Origin of the sequence: Robinsoniella sp. RHS (assembly GCF_001029355.1) — a bacterium.
In the GTDB taxonomy this organism is placed as follows: domain Bacteria; phylum Bacillota; class Clostridia; order Lachnospirales; family Lachnospiraceae; genus Robinsoniella; species Robinsoniella peoriensis.
Genome location: NZ_JNGB01000074.1, coordinates 1 through 20,853, shown reverse-complemented (window position 1 = coordinate 20,853; position 20,853 = coordinate 1). Strand labels below are relative to the sequence as shown.

Sequence of the window (20,853 nt, the reverse complement as noted above, 5' to 3'; positions counted from 1 at the left end):
GGGTTTCAATACATCCTATATTACTATTAATCAACCTAAAAACTGCAAATTCAGCGATATAAAACAGTTTCAATACATCCTATATTACTATTAATCAATTTACAATGGTTATAAGTCTTCCGGTCTTTGTGTTTCAATACATCCTATATTACTATTAATCAAAAAGCGAATATTATAATTGTACAATTTCACTGTTTCAATACATCCTATATTACTATTAATCTCCAATAATGAATACAGATATCGAAGGGCAACGCCGTTTCAATACATCCTATATTACTATTAATCATAGAAGCAACGAAGGAGGTTGAATATTAATGTAGTTTCAATACATCCTATATTACTATTAATCCACTGTTAAACTTATTATAATCAATTCAAATTAGTTTCAATACATCCTATATTACTATTAATCATTGTTCGCACAGGGAACTAGACAAAACAAACACAGTTTCAATACATCCTATATTACTATTAATCATTTCACTCTCCTGAACTTTTTTATTGTACTCTTGTTTCAATACATCCTATATTACTATTAATCAAGCAAGGAAGCGTTGCATGTGTTGGAAGAAATTATGTTTCAATACATCCTATATTACTATTAATCGTAAGAGGAATACAAAATGGAATTACAATTAAAATAGTTTCAATACATCCTATATTACTATTAATCGTCGTTAATATCAACCCAAACACCCTCTTTATACGTTTCAATACATCCTATATTACTATTAATCTGCATATTTCCGAAAATAGTCAATGTGAAGATTTGTTTCAATACATCCTATATTACTATTAATCAAAGAACATTAAGAAAGAAGTTAAAAAGATTACGGAGTTTCAATACATCCTATATTACTATTAATCTTAATAGACACTCCCCTCTTCTCCGACTCATTCTGTTTCAATACATCCTATATTACTATTAATCTGCGAATGCGAGGGAGCGTTACCCGTTCCCAGCGGTTTCAATACATCCTATATTACTATTAATCCCAGTGCAAGAAAATTCCTAAAGGAAAGTGAACTGTTTCAATACATCCTATATTACTATTAATCCTACCGCAACACGCCTTCTCCGTGCTTCGAATTCGTTTCAATACATCCTATATTACTATTAATCTTTCAACCGGCTTTATAATGAAATAAATTAGCACGTTTCAATACATCCTATATTACTATTAATCGAATTCAAACAGGGAATATAAACATAGGGTGGGTGAGTTTCAATACATCCTATATTACTATTAATCTTTCTTTTCCAGTTCCATTCTCATCTGTTGGGTCGTTTCAATACATCCTATATTACTATTAATCTATATTGCTATATAATCTGAGATCTAAATACCAATGTTTCAATACATCCTATATTACTATTAATCCCAACCAAAATTCAACATTCTTCCTTCCCACTATATCCCAATTCCCCTATAAAATCAAGGATTTTCTTATTTTTTCCCAGCCGACATCAAATTTTACAAAATCTAATACAAATACCTTATTTTCGTTGAAAATACAATGAATTTAAACGTTCTCGATTTTACCGCCTGGTAAATTACTCTAGATAATGTTACCCTGTGCTGGTCCTGCTTCATTTGTCTGGTACTTTCCATATTCCAACACTCCCTCCTTACTTCTTCATCAGACAAAGTATGGGTAATGGATATAATATCCACCAATTTTAAGTGTCTACTCATGGCTTATATGCTCAAAGTATCCTTGGATATCTGCATCAACTACATAATTGATGCGTTTTCGTACCATGCTGATGCACATCTCTTTCACTGCCACATAGAAGCTCCGGTTTGGGCGGAAGCCATACATGTTCACCTGAAATTTCAGTTCATATACTGCTTCCTAACTGCCTACACCTAGCCCTGCCTGTTACCAGACAGCACCCAAGACTCGCTAACGTTGGTTTGCTAGACTTGCCGTACATCATCTCCACCCGCTAAACCTATCCGCCCTTTTCTCTAGGCGCACCTATCCCTTCACGGCTCCGATCATAACCCCTTTTTCAAAATATTTCTGAATAAACGGATACACACATAAAATCGGCAGTGTGGATACTATAATCACCGCATACTTCACCTGGTCAGCAAAGCTTTGGGCATAACCGCCTCCTACTGCACCGCTGCCACTGGCAAATGCTTCATTTAAAAGAAGGATCCGCCGCAGGACAATCTGCAATGGTTCAAACTTATTATTACTGTTAAACATCAGGGCATTGAAAAAATCATTCCAATGAAACACTGCATAGTACAAAACCAATACAGCCACAACCGCTTTAGATAGCGGCATAACCACTTTAAAGAAATATTTAAAATGAGAACATCCGTCAATCACCGCAGCCTCATAAAGATCATTGGGAATTGAGGACTCTATGAACGTTCTTGCTATAATCAGGTTATACGTATTTACTGCCACAATCGTAATCAAAATCGTTCTGGTGCTGATCAGCCCCAGTGAACTGATTGTCATATACAGAGGAACCAGCCCTCCGCTGAAAAACATGGTAAAAACAAAATAGAACATAATTTTTCCACGTCCTTTGAAGTCCGGTCTGGACAATGCATAGGCTGCTGGCATGGTAACAGCCATATTCAGCAGTGTGCCAAGAACTACGTAAATGATTGTATTCAGATATCCTCTCCAGATTCTCACATCCTGGAAGACCTGTTGATATCCATAAAACCGGATATCTTTTGGCAGAATAGTTACCTTCCCCAGATTTACCAGATTGGAATTGCTGACAGATGCAATCAGAACAAACCAAAGAGGATAGGCAACAATTGCAAAAACAAGGATACTTAAGATTATCACTGCTGCCCCAAAGATTCTGTCAGCCGGACTTTTGTATTTCATTTTACTCTTTCCCATTAAATCCCCTCCTTACATCAGACCGGTTCCTGTACTGCGCTTTGCGATTGCATTGGTAGCCATCAGGAAAACAAAATTAATCAGCGTATTGAACAACCCCACTGCCGCACCAAAACTAAACTGGGATGACTTAATTCCTACCGTATATACATAAGTAGAAATTACCTGGGATGCGCCCAGATTCAAGCTGTTCTGCATCAGGAACACTTTATCGAAACCTACATTCAGAATATTTCCCATATTCATAATCAGCATAATGATAATCGTCGGCATGATTGCCGGAAGATCTATATGAATCATAGTCTGCCACCTGTTGGCGCCATCAATCCTGCACGCATCATAAAGCTGCGTATCCACAGAAGCCAATGCTGCAATGAAAATAATACTGTTCCATCCCATAGTCTGCCATACCCCAGACAGCACATAAACCGGCATGAATGTGGACTCTGATCCAAGAAGATTCACATCCTTTCCCACAAGATGGATTGCTTTTAGGAAATTGCTGATGACACCGGAGTCGTCCGCCAGCATAATCCGCAGCATGGAAACCAGTACAACTACAGATATGAAATAGGGGATATAAACCGTTGTCTGTACCGTCCTTTTCCACTTTTTATTCCGAATCTGATTTACCACCATCGCAAGAATAATTGGAATGGGAAATCCCACAAGGATACTGGCAAAGGAAATTACAAATGTATTTTTCAGAGTCGAGAAAAACATAGGGCTTTCAAAATACTGTTTAAAATATTTGAATCCTACAAATGCACCGCCCGTCAGCCCCTTAGAAAAATCATATTCCCGGAAAGCCAGCTGGATACCGTACATGGGCACATAGCAAAATATCAATATGTATAACATAGCAGGGAACAGCATGACCCATAACTGCCAATTGCGTCTGAAATATTTTTTTACATTTACCATAAATATTACTCCTCTCGCTGTATCACAATTCAAGGTGAAAACGCGGGATGAACAGTCTGATCACATCCCGCGGTTTTTATTATTTTGCCAGATAATCATCGAAAGCTTTTTGGCGTATTTTGAGTATATCTTCAAGCCCTGCCGCTTCTACATTCTTTACATAAGTATCCCAATCTGCATCGATATCCGATTCTCCTGTCATCCACAAAGACCAGTAATTATCTATAATGTTATTGATATTTGCCTGGGTAAGTGCCATGGTATTCTGATCTTCTTCAGAATATTTCATAAAGAGCTGCGGGTAATAATCCTGATCCGTTACCTTTGCAAGCGCATCTTTATATACCTCTCTCTCCTTTAACGCATTGTTCATATCCTCTGACATCTCGATATTACAGTCTTTCCGGATATATAGTGGGCCGAAGTCTGCAAAGGTGTTTGTCCACTTCCAGGTTCCTGCATCGGTAGTCGGATCCTTAGGCGGCAGTACTTTAAAATTATTATCGTCAGTCTTTTCCAGACATCCGTCACTGATACCTCCAAATAATGTCTCAACACTTCTGGTTTTATCATAGAATCCATCTATAAATTTCATAGCTGCATTTTTATCCTCACACTTTGCACTCATCGCAACACGGTTCGCCTGCATATTCAGCTGGTCAAAGTCATAACTCCAGCGAGTATCATAAGTCCCAGGCGCGCAGTCTATATCGTAATCCAGCGGCGCCAGCGCAGTATACTGGCTATATAACTCCGGACCAAATTTGTCCGTCTCTTCCCATCCAAAGACACAGCCTACAACGGCTTCTCCGTTTTCATTTCCCCTTGAAAGAGATTGAAATGCGGAGTAATCATTTGTAATTGCATTACTGTTAATCAATCCCTGGGCATACAGCCTGTTCAAATATTTCATGAATAACTTATAGCGTTCATCCACCGCAAAACATTTTACTTTTGCTTCTTCTGCAAAATATCCGTCTGTCACAATATCGGTCAACTGGATTCCCATGGACGGCAATAATTTTAACAGGGAATACGCACTGTTGAACCATGCATTATTCCCGCCATAAGCATTAAAATCCAGCGGAATCTCGTCATTTGTATCTCCGTTTCCATTGGCATCCTGTTCTTTAAATGCTTTTAAGACTGTCTCCAGCTCAGTGAAGGTTTTCGGCTCTTTCAGCCCCAGATTGTCCAGCCACTGTTTATTAATAAAGAAAACTGTATTGGTATCCGGCCACTTGCTCTGGCATTTCGGTATCCCAAATATCTGTCCTTCCGGCGTCTGTGCCAAAATCTGCGTATCCGGCTCAGCCGTAAACATTTCCATGATATTCGGAGCGTCTGTTTCAATCAGCTCTGACATATCCTGAAACAATCCGCTGTACTTGGTATAGTCTGAATCCGTGGTAGCGTTAAACAGTATATCCGGGATATCCCCGGAAGCAAATCTGGTAGATTTAACCGTTTCCCAGTCCTGATAGATCTGTTCCCATTCTATCTCCACATTGCACTGGTCTTCTAATTCCTGCAGCCATTTCATATCCTCTACGCTTTTCGTCAGTGCATGGGACACAAACACTGCTTTTAACTTTGTTTTCTCCCCGCTGCCTCCCGTATCTGAATCGCTGTCCTTTCCTGCTGCCTCAGAGTTTTGCCCGGTTTCTCCGCTGTTTCCGGTAGCGGTACTGCTTCCTGCACATCCTGCCAATGATGTAAATGCCATAGCAGATGCCAGTAAAATTGCTGTTGTTCGTTTTTTCATGTTCACAACCTCCATTTATTTATTTCTTTCATCGCATTTTTTCAGATAAAGTTCATCAAAAATGCGGAAAGTTCCTTCTCCCGTTAAGTTTTGAAATTTAACTGTAATGATTTTTTCATGATCGGTTTTTGACATTACAGGCAGTTGATAAGCAGCCTGATAGAACTCATCTTTCTCTTTCTTAACTACGTCTTCCACCAGTGTTGCACCATCCACAACAATCCGATAGGAATTTCCCACATCCTGACCGCACAAGGTCATACACAATTCCTGTTTTTCGTTCTGTAATTTCATCCGGTAAGAAAACCATCCATCTTCCCTGCAAAAGCGGTAGGGATGTCCGTTAAGACGCATCGTATCTGTCTTTTCCCCTTTAATGCCGTGGGCAAGCTCATATTGGTCATTTCCAACTGGAATTACATCCGTCATAACATTTTTTAACCTTTTCGCCTGCTTTTCTTTTTCCAGTAAATTTACCAATTCCCTGGATTCCTTTTTATACAGTCTGAAATAAATACCATATCTATCCCGATACCTGGCATAATGGGGTGTGAAAATCAGTTCCTCCCCCTGATTGTTCAAACGAAAAGCAACCCGCCCTTTTTCCTTTACCAAATACCGTTCTATATGTTTTTTCCAGTCATTAATTTCTACATCCTGCAGTATAAGATAATCCTTCACAGTAATTTCCTTCTGGGGAACGAATACGTCAACCCCGGTTACCGTCATATCCATCATAACATTGCCAAGACCTGCACTCAGCAGATAAGGACCATATGAAAATGCCGCCACCCGTTCATTATCCGGCAGTCCCTGTATTTTCAATGTCATCTTCATATGCAAATCCAGCATATCATTTTGCTCCCATTCCCGGGAAATAAATACATATCCGTTATGGATTTCACCCTTTAGATCTGTCTCGTTCAGAAATAACTCCGTATCCTCTTCCAGCCAATCCGGAATTCTCAGATACAAGCTGAATTTACGACCGGGTACCTCTGCAAATCTAATCCTGACTGCCAATGTATCTTCCTGAATCACAGCTTCCATTTTCAAAGCAATTCTTCCATTTGTCCATACAAGATCTGAACTCACATACCTGCAGATATAAATCCCCTCTTCATTATGAAAATAAATCCCCTCCTGCAGTTTTGTAAAATTCTCCATCCCACTTCCGGTGCAGCACCAGAAACTGCTGTAAGGCGTTGTAAATACTTTAAAATATCCGGTCTCCATAGGCTGGAAATACATTGTCATTCCCGTTTCGGGATTCTGAGACGCTAATATGGCATTTAATTTTGTATGATCATAATAATCCATATATTTTTTATCGCCTGTGATCTGGAATAACCACAGTGAAAGTTTAAGCATATTATATGTATTACAGGTCTCACAATTGCATGCTGTTCGTTCTGCATCCAGCACATCCGGTTCACCGAAATGTTCCCATTCGCTGTTCCCTCCCGTAGCATAAGTATGGTGTTTTACAACAATCTCCCAAAAGTTCTGTGCCGTTACCAAATAAAATTTTTCGGTTTTTCCAAATACCATGTAACGCTTTAAAGCTCCCAGTATCTTGGGTATTGTGGTATTGGCATGAAGCCCATTTAAAACATCCTTTTGATCATGCAAAGCCTCAAATAAAGTCCGTTCATCAAATTGATGTGCCGCTCGTGCAAAACGTTCCTCACCGGTAATCAAAAATAAATCATACAGGCAGTCATTCATGCCTCCATATTCTACTGACAGAACCCGGTCTCTGATTTCCTTTGTCCACCCTTCTGTACGATCTGCTATCCAGGTACCAAGCCTTCCCATTATCCGGTATGCGGTCTGATGATTGGTAATCTCATATACCTTGATAATTCCACTGAGTATCTTATGCATGGTATACCATGGAACCCATGCTGGTTGCCCATTTTCCACACGGTCAAATATCTCTCTGGGAGATGCAAATAAATAACCATCCTCCTGCTGGCATCTGTACAATTCCTCTATGATGTAGTCCATCTTCTCCAGCCACAAGGGGTTCTTAGCAGATGCATAGATCTGGGCAGCTGCTGTGAGAAAATGCCCCAGAGTATGTCCCTGTATCTCGGTCATTTCCCATCCCGGATATCTCTCAGCTTTTGACTGATATCCCGCCGTTTCCAAAAAACCCGCCAGCAGACGGTCCGGATTCAGGGTTGCCAGATATTCCTCTTCCAGTCTGAAGGCATGTGACCACTCCTGATCTGTTAATTTTATTTTATCATAAGCAAATTCATAGATTGCTATATTTCGACAATTCTTCTCTGTATTCATATTTTGGCTCCTAATTTTCTTTCTCATCTCTATGTGGCTAATATACTCTGAGTTTGGGGATTCGTAAATATCACTTTCCTGTAAAAAGTATCAAAAAGTCACTTCTTTTTTTTATTTGCTTATCTTCTATCCTTTTAACACTCTTTCTATCGTTATGTACACATCGAACATTTTCCTTTACTTTTTTATATTTTCATTGTACAATATCCACAGTTTTATCTCTTTTTTAGCATTGTTGAAGATTTTATTTCTTTGCTAAATCGTTAAATGTTCTATTAAATAGACTTATGGAGGTGTTAGAATTACATGTACGTATTTGAATTTCCCATCAAAAAACCAATATCTTATCATTTCACAGGAAAATTTGAAGCACCTTCCAATCACTGGGTGCACGAAGATCTGTTATTGCATAACTACGAACTTTTCGTCATGACGGAGGGCACTTTATATTTAACCTATAACAAGGAGGATTTTATCGTATCAGCGGGGGAATTTCTTTTACTGCCACCCCTTCCCGCTCCCAATAACCACCGCCGGGGATTGCGTCCCTCCCGGTGTTCTTTCTACTGGCTGCATTTTGAAACCGGCTCTCCTTTAGTCTTAAAAGACATACCCGGCAATGCTTTATTGTCCTGCGTCTGCGATCTGCCGGAAGATACCATATGCATTCCCAGACAGGGAACTGCCGATAACCAGGAGAAAATCATTGTATTAATGAAACAGCTGCAGGATGCTGTTAAAAATGCATATAAGCCGGTGATCCTGAATTATATGTCAACCGTAATTTTATGTGAGTTATTCAGTCAGTTTTATACTAAAAAGGAAGTTCTGGGAAAGTCCAGAAAGACACAGAAACAGATCTATCATGATATCATTGATTTTGTAAAATTAAACATAAATCAAAACTTAAAAGTATCGGATGTCGCTGCACACTTTGGATATAATGAAAAATATCTTTCTCATTTATTCAGCACCGTTGCGGGAATTCCGCTGAAACAGTTTATCCTGACTAATAAAATCAATGCCGCTAACTTTATGCTCACCGATACGAATAAATCCATTTCAGAAATTGCACATGCACTGGGATTTTTGGACAGCCATAACTTTTCCCGTGCTTATAAAAAAATATCCGGACTTTCTCCTTCTGAATACCGGAATGCTTTTGCTCAGAGAATGCTTTTTCATGTCTAGACAGCTTGCTCATTTTAGACAACAAAAAACACCTTCCGTTTGGAAAGGTGTTCTTATCAGTTAACAGGGGATGAGAGAATCGAACTCCCACTAAAAGTTTTGGAGACTTCTGTCATACCACTTGACCAATCCCCTCTGTAAATTACCGACTTATTATTTATACCACAAATTACATATAATTTCAATACAAAATTGCATTTTTCCACAAATTTTTTTCATTTTTCCATAAATTACAGCAGCAGCCCATCACTGACAGCTGCTGCTTCTGTGTATACTCCCATTTCTTTTCCGCATTTTTATTTCCCATGCAGCTGAATGATTGCCAGCTCGGAATCTGTGCCAATACGTAACGGAGGTCCCCATGTGCCGATGCCCGATGTTACAATTACCGGAACTCCTTTTTCCGTAGTATAATAACCGTAGTTAAATTTTTCACTCAGCCGGGTCAGCAGATTAAACGGAAACACCTGGCCAGCGTGGGTATGTCCACTCATAACCAAGTCCACATTTTCATATTCCTCGGCATTAGATGGCCGATGGTCTAATACCAGCAAGGGTTCTTCTCCCTGGCTTATGTCGCTGATTTTTCCCAGATCCCTGCGATCACTTCCCTGACTACCAATAGGTGCCGAATCTCTTCTCCCTGCAATGGTGCAGACTCCTTCAATCGTAAAAATTTCATCTTCTAAAATATGGACACCTGTTTTTTTTATCAATTCTTTCATGTCTGCGAATCCTGTGCCTGCATCATGGTTCCCCCAGCATAAAAAAACACCATATTTACTTTCTATCATACCTATCAGTTCTGCGATTCGTTTTGGATTACGTACCCCCTCATAACTGCTGTCAAACAAATCACCTGCTATACAGACCAGATCTGCCTGTTCCGCATTCACTGCTTCTACAATCTGCTCCATTCTCTTCTCCCCATTAATATGTCCCAGATGCACATCGGACAATAGAGCCACTTTAAGCGGCGGGCCATCCCAGTTTTTTTCCAGCGTAATATCATAGTTAATCTTTTCTATATCCTGGGCATGCATTCTCCCGCCAATGATTAATAGAGTACAAAGCAGCAATACCACACCCGCAGAAATTACCTGATATTTCCCACGCCCCTTCTCACTAAGCCGACGCATCACCAAACGTCTTACGATCTCTAAAACACAAAAAAATAACATACTATATGCAAAAAAACCCATCCAGTAACAGCCTATTGCACCGGCAATCCTCACCCATCCCCACATAGGCAAACAGGATGGCAGCACATAGCTGCATCCCAAAACTGCAAATACAACTGCTACCCACCAGAACTTCAGCTTTGGTATAACCGCCCGGATAAAGGGCGTATACCTCCATGCCAGATATACGTTTAATAACGTATACACTGCGGCAACAATTACAATACCTATAATCAAATGCTCTTCCTCCTTAGTTTATCCCCAACATACTTGAACATATTATACTTCTCTTTCCGCTGCCTGTAAAGAAACTATATCGCAAATGCTTCAATAACCCTAAAACATTTTCCCTCAGCAAAGAAATGGAGGAAAGATATTGTGATCTCTTTCCCCCATTTTATTACGCTACACAATCTGAATATGATACTGCTCCAGCCAGTAATTCACCTGAAGCATGAAAGCGAGCATCTGCGGTCCCGCCATGAGCTGCCCATACCATGGTTTCCCGTAATCAGAAGGACTGTTCACAAAATCATTTACTTTTTTCGTATCCAGAAGCTGCCTGATCGGTGCATTTGGATCTGCAAGCACTTCCTGCAGACGTTTGCCAAGCAGCTGTTCATATTCCGGATGATAGGTCTTGGGATACGGACTTTTTTTCCTCCACAATACATCATCCGGCAGCATTCCTGCACCTGCTGAACGCAGCAGCCCCTTTACAATACCATCCGGACACTTCATTGTCCATGGGACATTCCAGATATATTCCACAATTCTGTGGTCAGCCAGGGGAACTCTTGCTTCCAGACCGGAGTACATGCTGGTACGATCCATACGATCCAAAAGAGTCACCATAAACCACCGCAGATTCAGGTATGCAATTTCTCTCCTTCTTTTCTCTTCCTTACTTTCTCCAGGAAGCAGAGGAGTCTCACGAATGGTCTTCTGATATGCTTCATGAGCATATTCCTCCATATGAAGCTGGCGGATGACATCTTCAGACAGCAGCGTCTTTCTGGGCTCCATGCTCATGGACCATGGAAATGCATCTGCTTCAAAAGCCTCTTTCTTATGGAACCATGGATACCCTCCGAAAATCTCATCGGCACATTCTCCAGTCAGGGTTACGCTGTTTATACCTACCACTTTTGAGCAGAAATAAAGAAGTGAGGATTCTACATCTGCCATGCAGGGAAGATCCCTGGCATCCACGGCCTTAAACAGGTAATCGATTAATTCCATATTGTCACATTCCAGATAATGGTGGTTTGTCTGGCAATAATCCACCATCTGATCAACCCATGGTCTGTCTTCACTGGGCTGGAATGAATTTGACTTAAAATACTTCTTATTATCCTTAAAATCAAAAGAAAATGTATTCAGTACTTTTCCCTGCTTCTTCAGTTCTTTCGCACAAATTGCCGTAACCAGGCTGCTGTCTACACCTCCGGATAAAAACGTACTGATCGGAATATCGGACAGCATCTGCTTTTTCACAGAATCTTCTAACAGCCAGGCTGTCTTCTCCACCGTCTCATCAAATGAATCCTCATGGGGTTTACTGACCAGTTCCCAGTAAGGCTTCTGCTCCCATGTGTGTTTGGCAAATCGGATAAACTGCCCCGGCAGAACTTCCATTACATTTTTAAAAACACCTTTGCCATATGACTTTGCCGGTCCCAGTGCAAAAATCTCACATAAGCCATCCCGGTCCAGAACAGGAGTGATCTGGGGATATTCAAACAACCCTTTTATCTCTGAAGAAAATACCAGGGTCTCACCTGCCATTGTATAAAATAAAGGCTTTACGCCCAGACGGTCACGGAACAGATATAAACTCTCCTGATTCGCATCCCAGATTGCGATCGCAAAGATTCCATTTAATCTCTTAATATAGTCCACTCCATGAAGCATGTATCCTTCCAGTATCACTTCTGTATCGCTGGTGGTTTCAAAACAGGCGCCTTCGTTTTGCAGCTCTTTTTTCAATTCGCCCATATTATAAATCTCACCATTGTAGACAATGGCACACTCTCTGGCTTCTGCCTTCTTTATCATTGGCTGATGCCCGGTGACCAAATCGATAATGGAAAGACGCACATGGGCAAGACCGCACCCCTTATTCAGATAAGTTCCCTCATCGTCCGGTCCTCTGCGCTTTTGTACCTGATTCATTTTCTCCAGAATACCCCTCCATTTTCTTTCCTCCTTGGCAAATTCCGTAAACGGATTACAAAATCCGGCAATTCCACACATAGCATCACCTTAACCTTTCTAACAACGTACTTTTTTTACTGAATAATCGGCTGATATTGCCTGCCCTGAAGTGCCGCTTCTACTGCCGGAATCAAAAGTTCCGTATGCGCCACCATTGAATTCGGCTTTTTCACCGGGTCATCCTGACCAAAAGGAACAAAATAAATATGCTTTGCATTTAAAAGCAGTCCGATATTTTTCATATTCATTCCCAATGCATCATTTGTGGAAACAGATACAACTAATGGCTTTTCATTACGCAGATGCGCCTTAGCCGCCATAAGAACAGGGGTATCTGTAATACCATTGGCAAGCTTAGCTATGGTATTTCCGGTACAAGGCAGGATAACCAGCAGATCCAGCAGACTTTTAGGACCGATCGGCTCCGCCTGATTGATTGTCATCATAGGTTTAATACCTGTGATTTTCTCCGCATCCGCTACAAAATCTGCGGCTTTTCCAAATCTGCTGTCAATCGTCTGAGAGGCATTGGAAAAGATAGTCTGTACCTCAGCACCGGCATCCACCAGCTTTTTCAGTTCTTCAAATACTTTTTTATACGTGCAGAATGATCCTGTAAAAGCAACCCCTATTTTTTTACCCTCTAAAGACATATCACTTCACTCCTTCTTAACATGCTGCTGCATTACTTGCATCAATACGTCAGTCATTGCTCTTGCAGATGACTCGGGTGCATATTTTCCAGGAAGCCCCGGACACAGCCATGCCGGAATTCCCAACTCTTTCGCTGCCGTAAAATCAACTCCTCCGGGAGCGGATGCTATATCAATAATAATCGCTTGTTTTTTAACGGACTTTAATAAACTACGGTCCATTATCATGTTGGGAATTGTGTTGAATATAAAAGAATACTGCTTAAGATTATCCTGAATTTCATCAAAGTCAATTACTTCATCTGCTAAAACAGAAGCCTCGGACCGGACATCCGGCCTTCTTGCACAGACAGTAACCTTACAAAACATACCTTTCAAATATGCTGCAATTGTCTTACCGCATTTTCCATACCCCAGTACCAGACAATGGCTCTTGTGGAGGTTCAGTGGGCTTTTCTGAATCGCTTCCGCAATGGCTCCTTCCGCAGTAGCAATGCTATTGTATGTCGCCAATTCTTCGTTTTTCATAAAATCACAGCATACAACACCTTTATCCGCTGCCATAACCTGAAAGCTTTCCGGAATGCAGCCTGCAAAAAAGTACTGTCCTTCCTTTAACGATTCCATCAGTACATTTAAACGCAAATCATCTTTTCCAGTCTGATTGTTCAAATCTATTTTATTTTTAGTCATTGGAACCGGTGCAATTATAATCCCTGACTTTTGAACGGCATTGGTCAAAGACTTTTCACACAGAACAGGCTCTCCCTTGATCCCGTCCGTCTTTTTATCCAGGCTTATATCTTTGCATAAACCATATACACAGACACGGTAACCCTGCTCTGCCAATATCTGAGCCATATAAACCTGGCGCATATCCCCGCCGATTATCCCAAAATCATAAATATTGGTTATCATCCTTGTTCTCCTCGCTGCATAGGCTCTTATTACTATATGATAGCAAAAGTAAATTGCGCACAAAAAAAGATACTTTCCATTGGAAAGCATCTCAATCTGCAAATCGTTTCTTTAATCAGCACCCCCATTTTATCAGCACCCTCTCCTGAAATACCTCCCCAGCAGATAAATCGGGCTGGCTCCCCATGCGTGGCAGAGGCTCTTTCCATAAGGATCGCCATACATTGCATAACGCTCTTTTTCATCTTCACCCGGATCATAGGTTTCCCAAAATGTGGTGGCTCCTTTTTCAACCATTCCGCCCCAATAGTTCCGGATCTGGTCCAAAACATACTGACACTCCCCGATCTTTCCCATCATATCCAGTTCAAAAAATTTAAAATAAGGTGTAACAATCTGCGGGATCTGTTCATTATGAATCACATTTTTAATTATTTTATTTTTCTTATCCACATCTGCAAAATCATATAGCACTGCAAAGATATTAGCATGGCGGGTTACCTGTTTTTTACCGGATGAAAAACTGCTGATATATGCACCCTGGTTCTCATCCCAGAAATGCGTATCTATATCTCTGCACAATTTTTCCAGACGTTCCCGGTAACCGCACTCCTCAATCCCCAGAATTTCAGCCGATAGCAAAATGGCCTCCAGACTCTTTGCAAACAAAATCTGTTCTGCACATACAGCCCCCTCTTTGTCAATATCTGCCCAGTCAATAAAAATCCAGTCATTGCATTTCTTTACAATAAACCCTTCAGCATCCGTTCTGCCAATACAGAATTCCATCAGGCTTTTCATTTTAGGATAAATCAATTTTAAAAATTCTTTATCTTCATATCCCAGATAATATTCATATACACTCATTATCCAGAAAAAAGAATAATCTGTAATCGTATTAATATGACATTCTACCGGATCTTTCCCTCTGAGTGCCAGAATCGTTCGCCTGCTTATATCCTTATCCTGGTAAAGATACTGGTTTATTTTATATGCCTGATAAGCATCCCCTGACCAAATCCAACGGTCTCTCTTAATCCCATCCAGAAAAAATTCTCTGCTGTTCAAATGGAAGGTATATTCCGATATCTCCCAAATTCTATTTAATAAATCATCATTGCACTGAAACCTTTTCACCGGTTCAAGGGGAAAATATTCTTCTTTTGCAGATACTTCAATTTCGTTTGAGGTCTCCACCAGAATATAGCGAAAGGCTCTGTTTCGGAATACCTTTTCTTCCTGTACATGATCAGTCTTTTCATATAGGTAACAATGTTCTTTATCAAGCGCTTCCGTTCTGGATTCCCCATAATAAATGTTAAGTACCCCTTCTTTTCCGCTGCTTCTGATCAAAACCGAAGCAAATATCTCTTTCCCAAAATCGTATAAAATCCCTTCTTCCAACCGTTCTTTGGAAATTGGCACGATATCCTTATATGAAAACGGGAATATGTCGGGCGTTCTGTTTTTATCAAAATACAGCTCATTAAAACCTGCCTGCACCCATTCATCACTGTACATATTTGCTTCCCAGGAAGAATCACTGGCCGCATCCGCTCCCTCTGCATAGAGTGCCGGCAGCCCCTCCAAATGGAATACAACCGCCAAAAAGTCGTGTTCTCCTTCCGGCAATTGAATCATTTCCCCATATGGATATTTTTTTCCATCCACGTCAAAATATCCATTTCCATTTGCATAAACACAGATTCTGGTTTCCTTTTCAAAAACTGCTTTTTTTCGGAATCTCACATTGTGGCAGCAATCATCAAGGCGCCAGAATGCCGGCCACATAATATTCCTTTCTTCTCTCCTGGTATTCACCTTTAATGCGTGATATATCTCAAAATCACCCGGATACCAGATCCACCGTGCTCTTTGACTGTTACTGCCCTCTTGTGCGTTAAATTTGCCATAATTATCTGTCATAGTTCTACCATCTTTCTTCTATATATTAAGGTCTAGCCTTTGACTGCACCATCTACTAATCCCTTTACAATATATTTTTGAGCAAAAATAAAGAAAAGAACCACCGGGATCATAGATAATACCGCGGCTGCAAAAGCCAGATTATAATTTGATGAATACTGACCAAAGAAAACATACTGCTGTATCGGAATTGTTTTCACCGTATCTTTTTGCAAAACCAACAGCGATACATTAAATTCATTCCAGGTCCAAAGTGTCATCAGCGTTGCAATGGTAAAGGTAATGGGTTTTAAAAGAGGAAATATAATACTCCAGAAAATTTTTCCTCCAGTACACCCCTCCATTTTCGCTGCCTCCTCCAATTCCACCGGAAGTGCTTTTACGAATCCTGTATAAAGCATCACTGCAAAAGGAAGATTTACTGCGGCAACAATAATCATAACTCCCATATGGGTATTGAGCATCCCCAGTGATTTGAACATTTTATAAATCGGAATCATTACGGTCTGAAAGGGAAGCATCATAGATGCCATTAATACCATTTCATAGATTTTCATGGAACGTTTATGATAGAACCTGCCGATTGCATATCCCGCAGTAGATGCGCATAATACAATAAGTGCAACCGTCCCCACTGTAATAATGATACTGTTTAAGAAGCTTTGAGCAATTTTAGCCTGTTCCGCTGCCTGGGCAAAATTTTCAAAATGCAATATCTTTGGAAGCCCCAGAACATTGCCGGTTGTTTCTTGTGGGGTCTTAAAAGATAAAAGAATGCTGATCAGAAATGGAGCCAGAAAGACAACTGCCAGCAAATATACAGCAATGTTAGCAACAATTACACCAGGTGTGAATTTTTTTCTCATCTTAGTACTCCACCTCTCTTCTTCTGAAGAATCTCAGCATAAGCGTCCCGATGAGAGCCAGCATCACCATGAAAACAAAAGATACTGCCTGCCCATATCCTGCTTTTTGGAAAGAGAACAGATTTTTATATATATAAATAGCCAGTGTTTCGGAAGACCCTGCCGGACCTCCCCCGGTTGCAGCCATTACTGTACCAAATTCACGAAGGGCGGTAGTAAATGTTAACGTAATGCAGATCGTAAATGTAGGAATCAGCATGGGCAGAGTCACATACCGGAATTGCTGCCATAAAGTTGCACCATCTATCGCCGATGCTTCATAATACATATCCGGAATGTTATCCAGCCCAGCCATATAAATAATCAGATTAGATCCAACTGCATTCCAAAGTGCAATCACGATGATCCCTGAAATTACCGTAGACGGATTTCCTAACAAACTATGTATCCCAAATACTGCCGAAAATACATCTTTGTAAATAAATCCCCATACAAATGCAGCCAGCACAGAGCTGAGTACCATCGGAATAAAGAACACCGTCTTTAAAACCTTACTTCCTTTAATCCATCTGTTCAATAATAATGCCAATATTAAAGATAAAATATTATTCAGTCCGGTGTAACCAATCCCATAAATGAAAGTATTCTTAATTGGCTGCAGTACACTTTTATCTGTAAAAAACGTCTTGAAATTCTGCAAGCCATTATAATTGTATGTTTGAGAAATGCCATCCCAATCCGTAAACGCAATATTAATCCCCATAATAAAAGGAATTACAATAGCAAAAATAAATAGAATGGCAGACGGCAATGCAAATAGAAGATAACTCTTGTTCGATTTCATTTCCTCATCCTTTCTGTTCCCACATCCCAAATACCGGGATGTGGAATACTGGAATTATTCTATTTACCTTCAGCCCCTGCGATACGGTCAAACTCTTCATCCAGGTTCTTCAATAATGCCTCGACATCCTTCTCTTCCGACAGCAAGTGTTTAGAAACCAGTGTTTCAAGTGCCGTTCTGTATTCATTTGGGAAATTATGGTCAATAGACCCCTGACTGAACGTCTTGCCGCTTTCCACATAAGCATTGATATCCTGTAATGCAGGATCATCCTCCGGTGCTTTTGCTCCCTTCACAATCGTTGGAGTGTGAGATAGTTCCGATCCTCTGGTCGCCGCTTCCGGAGATGAAATATACGCAAGAAATTTAAGGGCTTCCTCTTTATTCGGTGAATCGCTGTAAACACCCGATCCGGATGCTGCAGACTGAATGACCATAACCGTATCATCTGCCTCATTGCTGTAAGGCATGGCAAAGATCCCAAGGTTAACATCCGGATTCTTTCCCTGCACATGTGTAACAGCCCAGTTTCCGCACAAAATCATTGCCGCTTTTCCAGTTGCCATTAAATCACCGGCACCATTCCAGTCTGTACCAAACGGATCATCATTCGTATATTGGAAACGATCTGTAAAACGCTGAAATTCATCTCTCCAAAGATCACTGTCCACAAATTTTTTCTGTCTGCTGATCACATCAATAATCGCATTTTCATCCTGAGCCAATACCGAGGTAATATAATCCGTCTGCAAATTCCCCGAAATGCACCAGGACTCTTTAAATCCATTGGCAATAGGTACAATACCGGCTGACTGCAGCTTCTGGCAAGCGGCATCAAATTCATCAATTGTTTTGGGCACCTCTTGAATTCCTGCCTGTTTGAACAAATCTTTGTCATAGGTCACGCACATCGTACCAAAGGAGTTAGATACTGCCATTATCTTATCATCTACCGTAAGGCTTGCAAGATCCTTCTTATCAAAGTTCTTCATAAACTCTTCGTTAGAAAGATCCGTAAGGTATCCGTTCTTTGCAAAAGACTTTAATAAATCCCCCTCCACATACATAAGGTCCGGTGCATCGCCGCTTGCGATTTTCGTCTGTACGGATGTCACATAATTATCAAATGCCAGCCTCTGGATATCCACCTTAATATTCGGATTCTCTTCCATAAACTTCTTTGCCATTTCATCTTCCCATTGTGTATCTGTATCCTGCCCCGTATTTTTCATCCAGGTAATCGTAACATTTTTATCCTCTTTATTCCCCGCCTTTGCTTCATTTTGTGCCCCAGCGCAGCCCGTACACAATCCAGCCAGCAATGTACCTACAATAACCGTTGCTAAAACCCTCTTCATTTTCAATTCCTCCTGTTCCTTTTGATAGGTATATTGTAAGTCCTGTAACGGCAGCGGAACAATTAACAAATTATCCATTTCTTTCACTATTTATGGTTTTTAAACTCCTGCACCGTCATATGAGTCATTTTCTTAAAGATCGTGGAGAAATATGTAGTATTTTTGAAACCGACTTCCTCTGCAATCTCATATACTTTCATACCTGTATTTGTAATCAGCTCTTTGGCAAGTTCAATCCGGCATCGATTCATATATGTCACCATATTTTCTCCCGTCTCCTTCTTAAACAAATTAGATAAATAATTTTCGCTAAGTCCTATATAACCAGCTACCTCCCTCAAATTAATATCTTCTTTAAAATGTTCCCGTATGTATGTAATCGCACGGGTAATATCTTTGCTATAAGCCTTTTTTCCAGCCATCATGACTGCGTAAACCGGTCGTAAGTAATTATTCAGTGCCTCCATTTTACCAAGGAAGCTGTTTTCTTTCTCCAAAGATTCTTTTAATCCGTCCAAATCACCCGCAGATATTCTCTTAATTGATTTCTTTTTCAAGACCTCCGTATAAATAAAGATATAGACATCCTGCAACAGTTTATTCAAATACTCCACCGCTGGCTGCTCACGCAATATCTGCTCTCCCAAATGGTGTAATTCTACTGTAAGTCCTTCCATGTCCTGATGAAAAACTGCATATTGCAGAGACTCATAACTCACCTTCACTACAGACGATTCTATAACTGTACCCAGAGACCCGTATTCATAAATCTGATCTTTCCCCATGTAAACACTTCTTGCAAATGCCGATTCTGCCTGTTTATAAGCCAGCTTTATTCCATCCCATCTGTAGCAAAAATCACTTACCCCCAATGTAACTTCCTGATATCCCTTATCCTTTAAGTGATGATAGATATCCATCATAAATTTCTGCTTTTTCTCATGCACCTCACTCATACTTTTACAAATGCCAAAGTCATATATTAAAAAACATCTGCATTCATCTATCGGACAAAACGCTAAACGCTTCGGCCTGATTATTTTTAAAGTATTAATCGTATCTTTCCCCATGTCCCGGTTTGTTTCAATAATTATAACACTGATTTGCACTTCACTTCCAATTTCTAAAAGCTCCATACATGTCCTTAACTGTTCCCTGGAATACTCCTTACCTTCCACAATACTTTTCAGGAATCCTTCAATAAAAAAGTTTTCTTTTTGCATTATAAACTGCTGATGCGCTTTCGACTTCTGCATGTGCAGCAATTTATTTTTCATTTCCATAATCACCTGCTCGGTTTTCTCTTCCTCCATATCATATTTCAAAATATAATCTTCAGCCCCGCATTTTAGAGATTCTTTCACAAATTCAAAATCATCGTAAGCACTTAATGCTACAAACAACACGTCCGGATATTCTTGTTTAGCCATTCGGATAAGCTCTACCCCATTTATAAGCGGCATACTCATATCAGTAACAACCAGATGAAATATCTCCTGATGCATGAGCTCCAATGCCTGTTTTCCATTTACAGCTTCCGCTGAAATAACAAAATTATACTTTTTCCAGGGTATCATTTCTTTCGCTGCATATCTGAAATTTTGATCATCGTCAACGATTAGTACTTTATAACTGCTCATAAAGCTCTACCTCCTTCGTTTCCTGATACAATGGCAGTCTGATTTCAATCTTCGTTCCTTCTCCTTCTTCACTAGTAATTCGGAAATCATAAGCATTTTTGTAATATGCAGATAATCTTTCCATTACAATTTTGATACCTATACTATTAAAACCCTTATACTTTTTCTCTTTATGCAAAATCT

15 protein-coding genes, 1 tRNA gene and 1 CRISPR repeat array are annotated in these 20,853 nt (G+C 40.2%); of the genes, 1 reads left to right on the top strand and 15 read right to left on the bottom strand.

Features of this window, described 5'->3' with window-relative positions:
- Positions 1-2 precede the first annotated feature (2 nt).
- A CRISPR array of direct repeats spans positions 3-1,385; the repeat unit is 30 nt; unit sequence GTTTCAATACATCCTATATTACTATTAATC.
- A gap of 601 nt (positions 1,386-1,986) precedes the next feature.
- From RHS_RS21230 to RHS_RS21215, 4 genes are all read right to left on the bottom strand, one after another.
- Positions 1,987-2,883: a carbohydrate ABC transporter permease gene (locus RHS_RS21230; RefSeq protein ID WP_047834299.1), complete on the bottom strand. Its 897-nt coding sequence runs from the start codon at positions 2,881-2,883 to the stop codon at positions 1,987-1,989.
- Positions 2,884-2,895: 12 nt separating this feature from the next.
- Positions 2,896-3,807, bottom strand: coding sequence for a sugar ABC transporter permease (locus RHS_RS21225; RefSeq protein WP_027293441.1), 912 nt, complete (start codon positions 3,805-3,807; stop codon positions 2,896-2,898).
- A 79-nt stretch (positions 3,808-3,886) separates the two neighbouring features.
- Positions 3,887-5,572, bottom strand: a complete 1,686-nt coding sequence (locus tag RHS_RS21220) for a DUF3502 domain-containing protein (protein ID WP_047834298.1) — start codon at positions 5,570-5,572, stop codon at positions 3,887-3,889.
- Positions 5,573-5,587: 15 nt separating this feature from the next.
- Positions 5,588-7,876 carry a beta-L-arabinofuranosidase domain-containing protein gene (locus RHS_RS21215; RefSeq protein ID WP_047834297.1) on the bottom strand — a complete coding sequence of 763 codons (2,289 nt, stop codon included), beginning with the start codon at positions 7,874-7,876 and terminating at the stop codon, positions 5,588-5,590.
- A 306-nt stretch (positions 7,877-8,182) separates the two neighbouring features.
- On the opposite strand from RHS_RS21215, the gene RHS_RS21210 reads away from it, so the two are divergent.
- Positions 8,183-9,067 (top strand): helix-turn-helix transcriptional regulator, encoded by an 885-nt coding sequence (locus RHS_RS21210; protein ID WP_027293439.1) that lies wholly within the window; start codon positions 8,183-8,185, stop codon positions 9,065-9,067.
- Between the two features lie 64 nt (positions 9,068-9,131).
- On the opposite strand, the gene RHS_RS21205 is transcribed toward RHS_RS21210, so the two are convergent.
- The 11 genes from RHS_RS21205 to RHS_RS21155 form a co-directional block, all read right to left on the bottom strand.
- Positions 9,132-9,202, bottom strand: a tRNA-Trp gene (locus RHS_RS21205).
- Positions 9,203-9,363: 161 nt separating this feature from the next.
- A complete protein-coding gene (locus RHS_RS21200) occupies positions 9,364-10,485 on the bottom strand; it encodes a metallophosphoesterase (RefSeq protein ID WP_395023224.1) in 1,122 nt (373 codons plus the stop codon).
- 168 nt (positions 10,486-10,653) lie between these two features.
- The gene (gene asnB, locus RHS_RS21195) at positions 10,654-12,504 is read right to left on the bottom strand and encodes an asparagine synthase (glutamine-hydrolyzing) (protein ID WP_027293438.1); all 1,851 of its coding nucleotides are present in this window, start codon (positions 12,502-12,504) and stop codon (positions 10,654-10,656) included.
- A 35-nt stretch (positions 12,505-12,539) separates the two neighbouring features.
- Positions 12,540-13,118 (bottom strand): dipicolinate synthase subunit B, encoded by a 579-nt coding sequence (locus tag RHS_RS21190; RefSeq protein ID WP_027293437.1) that lies wholly within the window; start codon positions 13,116-13,118, stop codon positions 12,540-12,542.
- A gap of 6 nt (positions 13,119-13,124) precedes the next feature.
- Positions 13,125-14,036 carry a dipicolinate synthase subunit DpsA gene (gene dpsA / locus RHS_RS21185; RefSeq protein ID WP_047834296.1) on the bottom strand — a complete coding sequence of 304 codons (912 nt, stop codon included), beginning with the start codon at positions 14,034-14,036 and terminating at the stop codon, positions 13,125-13,127.
- A gap of 132 nt (positions 14,037-14,168) precedes the next feature.
- Positions 14,169-15,962, bottom strand: a complete 1,794-nt coding sequence (locus RHS_RS21180; RefSeq protein WP_138002637.1) for an amylo-alpha-1,6-glucosidase — start codon at positions 15,960-15,962, stop codon at positions 14,169-14,171.
- A gap of 32 nt (positions 15,963-15,994) precedes the next feature.
- On the bottom strand, positions 15,995-16,828 hold the full coding sequence (locus RHS_RS21175; protein ID WP_027293435.1) for a carbohydrate ABC transporter permease: 834 nt from the start codon (positions 16,826-16,828) through the stop codon (positions 15,995-15,997).
- A 1-nt stretch (position 16,829) separates the two neighbouring features.
- Positions 16,830-17,672: a carbohydrate ABC transporter permease gene (locus RHS_RS21170; RefSeq protein ID WP_027293434.1), complete on the bottom strand. Its 843-nt coding sequence runs from the start codon at positions 17,670-17,672 to the stop codon at positions 16,830-16,832.
- Positions 17,673-17,731: 59 nt separating this feature from the next.
- Entirely contained in the window at positions 17,732-19,030 is a 1,299-nt protein-coding gene (locus tag RHS_RS21165; RefSeq protein ID WP_377147084.1) for an ABC transporter substrate-binding protein, read from the bottom strand.
- Between the two features lie 86 nt (positions 19,031-19,116).
- Positions 19,117-20,670 (bottom strand): helix-turn-helix domain-containing protein, encoded by a 1,554-nt coding sequence (locus RHS_RS21160; RefSeq protein WP_047834294.1) that lies wholly within the window; start codon positions 20,668-20,670, stop codon positions 19,117-19,119.
- The coding region (locus RHS_RS21155; protein WP_047834293.1) for a hypothetical protein at positions 20,657-20,853 on the bottom strand (197 nt) is incomplete at its 5' end. The genes RHS_RS21155 and RHS_RS21160, both read right to left, overlap by 14 nt.